Source organism: Rufibacter ruber, from assembly GCF_001647275.1.
In the GTDB taxonomy this organism is placed as follows: Bacteria; Bacteroidota; Bacteroidia; order Cytophagales; family Hymenobacteraceae; genus Nibribacter; species Nibribacter ruber_C.
Window position 1 is genome coordinate 26,304 of the sequence record NZ_LRMM01000059.1, and the last position, 8,391, is coordinate 34,694.

An 8,391-nucleotide genomic window follows, 5' to 3' on the forward strand; every position below is an offset into this window, starting at 1 on the left:
TCTGTGTTAAATTAAGCTTGGTTTCTGATTTTGGTTAAGTAAGTCACGTTTGGCTGAGTGTTCAACTCTTCCAACACGTGGAACGCACGCTCCCCTTCTTCACGCTTCAGGATTTGTGATACCTGGCTGTTAGGATCCAGCATATCTCCAAAGATGATGGCGTTGGTTGGGCAAGCCTGGGCACAAGCAGTAACTATCTCACCATCTTTAGGACGACGGGCTTCTTTCTTGGCCTCTAACTTACCTGCCTGTATACGCTGTACGCAGAACGAGCATTTCTCCATTACACCACGCGAACGAACGGTAACATCTGGGTTTAACACCATCTTACCTAGGTCGTTGTTCATGTTGTAGTCAAACTTCTCATTGTTCGCATAGTTGAACCAGTTGAAGCGACGTACTTTATATGGGCAGTTGTTTGCGCAGTAACGGGTACCCACACAGCGGTTGTACACCATTTGGTTGATACCCTCAGTGCTGTGCATAGTTGCAGCCACCGGACAAACCGTCTCGCACGGAGCATGGTTACAGTGCTGGCATAGCATTGGTTGGAACACCACTGCAGGATTAGCAGACGGGTCTTCCATTTTCTCAAACCCACCGTCTTCACGGGTAGCATCACTGCTATAATAGCGGTCAATACGCAGCCAGTGCATTTCACGGCGGTTCAATACTTCCTGCTTACCTACTACAGGTATGTTGTTCTCTACCTGGCAGCTTACTGTACAAGAACCACAACCAATACAGGAGTTCAGGTCAATGACCATACCCCAGTGGTGGTTCTTATATTCGTAATCTTGCCAAAGAGATACTTTCTGCGGCTTTTGAGGTCCGTCTGGCGTAGCAATTTTAATATACTCTGTTACGCTCTTAGGATCTTGCTTGTACTTGCCTAAGGTTGACTCCTGAACCACATTACGGCCCATTACCGTGTGGTGGGTCTGGGTTTGGGCAATAGGCTTATCAGTACCCGCCTTTTCAATAGTGACAGTATTGGTATACTGTAACGCATTGTCAGAAACGGTTACCAACGGGTACACATTAGCGCCAACATTGTTAGCAGCCTGTCCGCCATGGGTACGGCCATATCCAACGGCAATACCAACAGTCCCCACTGCTTGGCCGGGCTGGATCAAGGCAGGCAATTCAATGGTTTTACCTTTTGCAGTTACCCGCAGCACATCATTTTGTTCAATGTCCTGTGCTTTGGCATCTGCCTGGGAGATGGTAACGTAATTATCCCAAACTGCTTTGGTGGTGGGGTCAGACATTTCCTGCAACCATGGGTTGTTGGTATGCTGGCCAGTTCCAATAGCTACCTTCTCGTAAATTTCAAGCTCAAAGGCACCTTTACCGGCTGCCGCGCGGGCAGCTTTGTTAATGCCTACCGCGGCACCCGCCAAGGTGACAGGAGCAACAGCGGCTGTTGGCTCGTTCAAACCGGTAGTTCCTTGCGCAACACCATCATGAACGGCTTTATCCCATCCGGCGGCGCTTCCCACTACACCTGACCAGGTTCTCTGAATCACATTGTAGTAGTCTGTGGTAGAGCCGGCCCATACCAACAGGGATTGCTGGGCCTGTCTGGTGTTATAAATTGGCGTGATAGCTGGCTGAGCCAAGCTCAAGAAACCTCTTTTGGGCTCGTAGTCATTCCAGGACTCCAGGAAATGGCTGTCTGGGCAGATATAGTCAGCTAAGGAAGCGGTCTCATCAGCTCTGTCAGCAAAGGAGATCTTCACGCCCACCTTCTTCAGCCCGCTTACAATCTGCTGGCTTAACGGGTGATCATAAACAGGGTTGGCACCATAGAAGATCACAGCCCCTACACCGCCGTTGTTCATGTCCTGAACAAGACGAAGCATACGGGCATCATCTCCCTGACGCACATAAGAAGGGGCAGCGGTATTGATAGTGCTACCTTCTGCGCCTAATGCTCTGTTTATACCGGCCACTAACGCTTGAACAGACGCATCATTAGAGTCAGATACCACTAAGGCAGCGCCACGGTTAGCCAACAATTCTTTGGCAGCCGCTTCTACCTGTTTCGCATAGGCGTTATTTGGAGCAGTGATTGCCTCTGCACCGGCACCTCTGGCTACTGCATTGTATAAGGCAGCTACCACCGCCCCATACTCAGAGGGCTTCACCGGTACCCGCACGTCGGCGTTGGCCCCGGTTAAGCTCAAGAAGCTCTCAAACTGGATGTGACGAGACATGGTAGGGTTCTCAGCCGTCACTTTCCGGTTAATGATATATTGTTTTGAATACTCTACCGGAGAGATCCAGGATCCTAAGAAGTCAGCGCCAACAGAAACAATGACTTTGGCTTTGCTGAAATCGTACCCAGGTACCAGACCACCGTTAGCACGTAACAAGCCATAAGCAGACTTTGGATCATAGGTTACGTGTTCAAACGAAGGAAACTGGGCTCCAAACTCCCTGATCACCGTTTTGGTACTCGGGCTGATGATGGTGTTTGACACCAACACCACTTTCCCCTGTACGCCGGTGAGGCGGGTTCTGATTTTTTGGTCAACCTCTTTCCAGGAAACCTCCTTGCCGCCAGCCATTGGGCCTTTCAGTCTGGACTGGTCATAAAGTCCCAGCAAAGAAGCCTGTGACCGGGCGTGCGTACCGCCCTGGGTGATGGGAGAAAGCGGGTTCCCCTCAATTTTGATTGGACGCCCTTCTCTTGTTTTCACCAACACGGGGTTGTAGAAATCCCCCATAAAGTAAGTAGAGGCATACCAGTTGGCTACACCCGGCTCTACTTCTTCTGGTTTATGCAGGTAAGGGATCGCTTTACGAACCGGGGCCTCACAAGAGGCTAGCGTAACCGCTGCCATCCCAAAACCCAACAGTTTTAAGAAATCACGTCTTGGAGCTACAGGAGAGGAAGAATCATCTCCGTTGGCTTCACTTACTGGCAGGAACTCAGGAAACTCGTTATGAGCATGCTGCTGGAATTCCGGAGTGTTGTTTAACTCCTCTACCCCTCTCCAGTATTTAATTGTTTCTTGCATATATCTCAAAAACTCAAATTCAGGATATGGAATTGATTAGTAGTGGCACTTAGAACATTCAGTACCACCGTTAGACGCCACAATGAAAGCGCCTTTTGACTGCTTCTCATGCAACTTCACCAAGTTGTCATAATAAGCGTTTCCTTCTGTGTTCAGAGGAGTGTTGCGGTGACAGTCAATACACCAGCCCATGGTCAATGGCGAGTACTGGGCTACCACTTCCATGGTCTCAATAGGACCGTGGCACGTCTGGCACTCCACCCCACCCACTTTAGTGTGCTGAGAGTGGTTGAAGTAAGCCAACTCAGGCAGGTTGTGTACCCGTACCCACTCAATAGGCTTGTTATTTTCAATAGCGCGGTAGATTTTCTGAATCTCTGGAGACTCCTTCTTGATCTGGCTATGGCAGTTCATACAGATGTTTGCCGAAGGAATGTTTGCTTTCTCGCTCTTGTAAACCGAGGTGTGGCAGTAGTTACAGTTGATCTGGTGATCACCGGCGTGCAGTTTATGGGAGAAAGCTATAGGTTGTCTGGGAGCGTACCCTTGCTGAATACCCACTCCCATTACTTTATCAATGGAGATATCCACCAACACTACTATAAAGATCAGACCCACAATCACCCGTACCGCTTTTGACTTGTAGATATTGGCAAAGTTGGTGCGGCGCTCCAGCATTTCCTGCTCAGCACCCGTAAGGTCTGTTTTGTTCTTCAGGTAGTTCTTCAGAACTGAGGCAATGATCAGCAACGTGATCACTAGTACAATCAGCACCACTACCAGCACTATTAAGAGCATGTCTACGTAGCCGCCTACCGCATCAGGAGCGTTAGTGCCAACCTGAGCGCCAGCTTCAGCACCCGGCACGCCACTTGGCGCCATGTCAGTGGCCGCACTCTCACTTTCCTGCTTAATGTAAGCAATGATGGCGTTCAGCTCATCATCAGAGAAGGCGAAAGAAGGCATCTGCTGCTTAGCATATTCATTGTAAACGGCTACCGCATCTTTGTCGCCGCTTTGAATGAGAGCACTTGAGTTCTTGATCCATTTCTGCAGCCAAGACTGTGATCTTCTCTTGTGCACATCCTTCAGACCAGGACCTACTACAACTTCTGCGGTTACAGCGTGACACTGCGCACAGTTATTCTTGAAAAGGGTACTCCCGGCATCAATTACAGCCGCATCAGCACCACCACCGCCCCCGGCAGCCGGAGCCGCCTCAGCAGAACCTGGCGTTACACCCGCAGTACCTACCTGTGCCGTTTCCTGCGCAAAAGCACTGGAAACCACAAAGAAGATAAAGATAAAAGGGAGTAGGAAGGTAGATTTTGCTCTCTTTTTACAGCTAATCATAGCTTAAATGTAGTGTTAGTATATTGAAAGTACATTACGGGCACAAATCTACTACCCGATAACCATTATTCAAACACAATATTTCTTCTTTTTCCCTCAGTAATAACACGTACTAAAGCCCTCATAAACAGGCTTCAAATCATGCTGCAGGGCTCTTTTTACCCTATTTAGAATTCTTATAAATTACTGTCATTTTGCTCGCAAACACCCCGTTTCAGCCCCCTTTTTACGTTCTCCCACCTGTCTTTCCTGCAGCTGCCCCGCTTATGCCCCCTCAGGCCCCCTCCCTAGGCCTCTGGCCACTCCTATTATATTAAGGTGCAACGCAAGGCGATGATAACACCTTTCTTCACCCATGACCTGTATCATTTTATATCTGCTTAGCCCCAGTTGGAAACTTCTCTGATTGTCTGGTTTCTGTTTTTGGCCTGCTTTTCTAAAAACAGGCCAAAAACAGAAAACGGGCTTCTTCATTCAGGTGCCAACCCATCATACTCAATATTAAATAGGGAATCCCCTTCCCTGCTTCTGGCCTGTGCCACCCCTGTTGCGCATCTTATACCCCAAACCACTAGCCTCACATCAGGGCCAGTCTTTATTTCAGGGCTGTTTTGCGACAGCCTGAAACGCACTTTCAGGTGAGCATCCGGTCACCTGAATTTATTTAGCCGCACCAGTTGCAAAGTTTGTTTGTTTTGTGCTGGAAATAGGCGTACCTTTGCCGCTTCGAACCAAATAATCATTTTAACCATGTCGTTAAAAAACTACGAAGTTCTCTTCATCATGACCCCGTTATTGAACGAGGTTCAGATGCAGGAGACGGTCGAGAAGTTCAGACAGGTGCTTAAGGAAAATAGCGCCGACATTATCCATGAGGAGAATTGGGGTCTAAAAAAACTGGCTTACCCAATTGAGAAGAAAAACACCGGCTTCTACCACCTCATGGAGTTCCAGGGCCCTTCTACCGTGGTAGACGCGCTGGAACTAGCATTCCGTCGTGATGAGAAAATCATCCGCTTCCTGACCACCGCCCTTGACAAGCACGCTGTTGCTTACAATGAGCGCCGCAGAAACGGTGAGTTTAAATCATCTAAAAAAGAGAAGGAGGCACAAGCATCATGAGTTTAGTAAACGAAAAAATCCACAAGCAAGACACGCGCAAGAAATACTGCCGTTTCAAGAAAAACGGAATCCAGTATATTGACTACAAAGACGGCAACTTCTTATTGAAGTTTGTGAACGAGCAAGGCAAAATCCTTCCTCGCCGCCTGACCGGTACTTCTTTGAAGTTCCAGCGCAAAGTAGCTCAGGCCGTGGCTAGAGCTCGTCACCTGGCAATTCTGCCTTACGTAACGGATTCTTTAAAATAAGGAGGTAAAGAACGATGCAAGTTATTCTGAAAGATGACGTGAAAGGCGTTGGCTATAAAAACGATGTGGTTGACGTAAAACCAGGGTACGGCCGTAACTACCTGATCCCTCAAGGACTGGCGGTAATGGCAACCCCTTCTGCTAAAAAAGTAGTGGAGGAGAACGTACGCCAGGCTGCCCACAAAGCAGATAAAATCCAGAAAGATGCTCAGGAACTGGCAAACCGTATTGGTGAGACCGTGTTGAACATCCCTGCCAAAGCCGGTGAAACCGGTAAAATCTTTGGTGCGGTAACTACCCTTCAAGTTTCTGAGGCTTTGAAGAGCCTTGGGTATGAGGTAGACCGTAAGCGCATTGACTTTGACCAGGAGGTGAAGTCTTTGGGCGAATACACCGCCACACTGAACCTGCACAAAGAAGTGAAGCACCAGGTTCGCTTCAACGTTGTAGAAGCTTAATTCCTACACAACGATCTTTTTAAACATCCTGCCGTAAAACGGCAGGATGTTTTTGTTTTAAGCCGGTTCTAGCAGGGCCCTTAAAAGCTGTTTTCGCTGTTTTGCCCAAAACAGGCCGAAAACAGAAACTTCGCCGGCTTCTCACCTGATCAGCCACCCACCAGACCCCATTATCCTACTGCCATGCTTCCCTACCAGGTGCTCATCTTTGACTTTGACGGCACGCTCTGCGCCACCCAGGACTCTATCCTCTACACGTTTCAGAAGACGTTTGAACACCAAGGGGTGACCCCGCCCGGAGAACAGCAGGTAAAAGAAGGCATTAGCACCGGGGCCAATCTCTGGGAAATGCTGCCGCTCCTTCACCCGCCCCTGCGGGAGGAAGAAAAACATGCGGAGCTGGCCGAATGGGTGCACCTGTACCGCACCATCTATGACACTGACGGCGGCCGCCTCACCACCCTGTTTGACGGCGCTGAGCCTCTGCTCAAAAACCTCAAAGAATTGGGCCTGGCCTGTGCGGTGATCAGTAACAAAGGCCAGCAGGCCATTGAAGATGCGCTGCTCAAATTCAACCTGCGCCCCTATTTTGACCTGGTCATTGGGGACAATCCGGCCCTGCCGCTCAAGAAAAAGCCCCACCCCATGGCGTTTCACCAGGTGATACAGCCCCACTACCCGCAGGCAAAGAACAACCAGTTCCTGATGGTGGGAGACACCCATGCAGATCTGGAGTTCGCCAACAACGCAGGCATTGCCTCCTGCTGGGCCACCTTTGGGTACGGCAACACGGCCCTGTGTCACAAAGCCAACCCTACGTTTGCCATTGACCGCCTCCCCCAGCTTCTGCCGTTATTAAATCCAGACGGTTAAGGAGGTTTTTACGTATTTTGTAGCTGCACCTTCTTTTTGGTTCATGCAGTTCCGTACAGAAATACACATTCCACCCGCCCCCATTCGTTTTTCCCGCACCAAAGGCATCTTTACCATAGGCTCCTGCTTTGCAGAGGTCATAGGCCGCAAGCTCCGGCTGGTGAAGGCCAACGCACAGGTGAACCCGTTTGGCACCATCTTCAACCCGCTTTCGGCCCATAAACTCATAAGAGCCGCCGTTACCGGTGATACCGCAGGCCTGGCAGATGGGCTGGTGGAGCGGCAAGGCCTGTGGTTTCACCATGACTTCCATTCGTCTTACCGCCATGCAGAACCGGAGGGCTTGCTCCAGATGCTCAGGGAGGCTCTGCAGGAGGCCGGCCATTTCCTTAAACAGGCGCAGGCCCTGCTGCTGACCTGGGGCACCGCGTATGTGTACGAGCGCAATGACAACGGCACCTTGGTTGCCAACTGCCACAAGGTACCGCAGCGGTCTTTCAGCCGGCGCCTGCTCACCCTGGAAGAAATCACCCAAGACGCCCGCCAAACCCTGCAACTGCTGCAGGAACACTGCCCTACCCTGCAAGTGATCCTGACTGTTAGCCCGGTACGCCACGTGAAAGACACCCTGGTGCTGAACAATGTGAGTAAAAGCATTTTACGGCTGGCGGCCCACCTGGCGCAGGAGCAGCACCCTATGATTTCTTATTTCCCGGCCTATGAGCTGCTGCTAGATGACCTGAGAGATTACCGCTTCTATGGCGCAGACCTGATCCATCCGTCAGAAATGGCAGAAACCTATATTTGGGAGAAATTTATTGACGTGTACGCAGACCAGGCCTTCTCCCATTTCCTGGAGCGCTGGGCAGAGGTGCAGCGGGACTTGACCCACCGCGCCTTCAACCCTGACAGTTCAGCCCACCAGCAGTTCCTGCAACAGCTCCTGCAGAAGCTCCAGGCCATGGCGTTAGAAGCCAATGTACACGAAGAAATTGCCACCGTGCAGCGTCAGTTGCGTACATGAACTTCCTGTTTTTGGCCAGTTCCAGAAAAAGTAAGCCGAAAACGCATTCTAAGGATTATTGAGGTTTCAAGGAATTCTGAATTTAAAGGAATTCTGTAGTTAAGGAATTCTCATGGCGCAAGCGTCCGCTTGTGCCTGCACGGATTTTGGTCTGCAATACCTATAGGCACAAGCGGACGCTTGCGCCATAAGAAAACATGAGAAGTCAAAAGAATCAAGGAATACTTAGTTAGCCAACCAATTTCTGTTTTCGCTGTTCGCAATTGGCCAAAACAGAACGAACAGCA

The 8,391-nt window shown here is 50.0% G+C and carries 7 protein-coding genes; 5 read left to right on the top strand and 2 right to left on the bottom strand.

Features of this window, described 5'->3' with window-relative positions:
• Positions 1–11: 11 nt before the first annotated feature.
• Together A8O25_RS17665 and A8O25_RS17670 are read right to left on the bottom strand one after the other, a co-directional pair.
• Positions 12–3,026, bottom strand: coding sequence for a TAT-variant-translocated molybdopterin oxidoreductase (locus A8O25_RS17665; protein ID WP_066837624.1), 3,015 nt, complete (start codon positions 3,024–3,026; stop codon positions 12–14).
• 36 nt (positions 3,027–3,062) lie between these two features.
• The gene (locus A8O25_RS17670; protein ID WP_082893728.1) at positions 3,063–4,379 is read right to left on the bottom strand and encodes a c-type cytochrome; all 1,317 of its coding nucleotides are present in this window, start codon (positions 4,377–4,379) and stop codon (positions 3,063–3,065) included.
• Positions 4,380–5,129: 750 nt separating this feature from the next.
• Here A8O25_RS17670 and rpsF point away from each other — a divergent pair.
• The 5 genes from rpsF to A8O25_RS17695 all read left to right on the top strand — a co-directional run bounded on the left by rpsF (position 5,130) and on the right by A8O25_RS17695 (position 8,104).
• Positions 5,130–5,501, top strand: coding sequence for a 30S ribosomal protein S6 (gene rpsF / locus A8O25_RS17675; RefSeq protein ID WP_066837626.1), 372 nt, complete (start codon positions 5,130–5,132; stop codon positions 5,499–5,501).
• A complete protein-coding gene (rpsR, locus tag A8O25_RS17680; protein ID WP_066837628.1) occupies positions 5,498–5,749 on the top strand; it encodes a 30S ribosomal protein S18 in 252 nt (83 codons plus the stop codon). Before rpsF ends, rpsR begins: the two co-directional genes overlap by 4 nt.
• Positions 5,750–5,763: 14 nt before the next feature.
• Positions 5,764–6,207, top strand: coding sequence for a 50S ribosomal protein L9 (gene rplI / locus A8O25_RS17685; RefSeq protein ID WP_066837631.1), 444 nt, complete (start codon positions 5,764–5,766; stop codon positions 6,205–6,207).
• 183 nt (positions 6,208–6,390) lie between these two features.
• Positions 6,391–7,080 carry an HAD family hydrolase gene (locus tag A8O25_RS17690; RefSeq protein WP_066837634.1) on the top strand — a complete coding sequence of 230 codons (690 nt, stop codon included), beginning with the start codon at positions 6,391–6,393 and terminating at the stop codon, positions 7,078–7,080.
• A 43-nt stretch (positions 7,081–7,123) separates the two neighbouring features.
• Positions 7,124–8,104 (top strand): GSCFA domain-containing protein, encoded by a 981-nt coding sequence (locus A8O25_RS17695; protein WP_066837638.1) that lies wholly within the window; start codon positions 7,124–7,126, stop codon positions 8,102–8,104.
• Positions 8,105–8,391 lie beyond the last annotated feature (287 nt).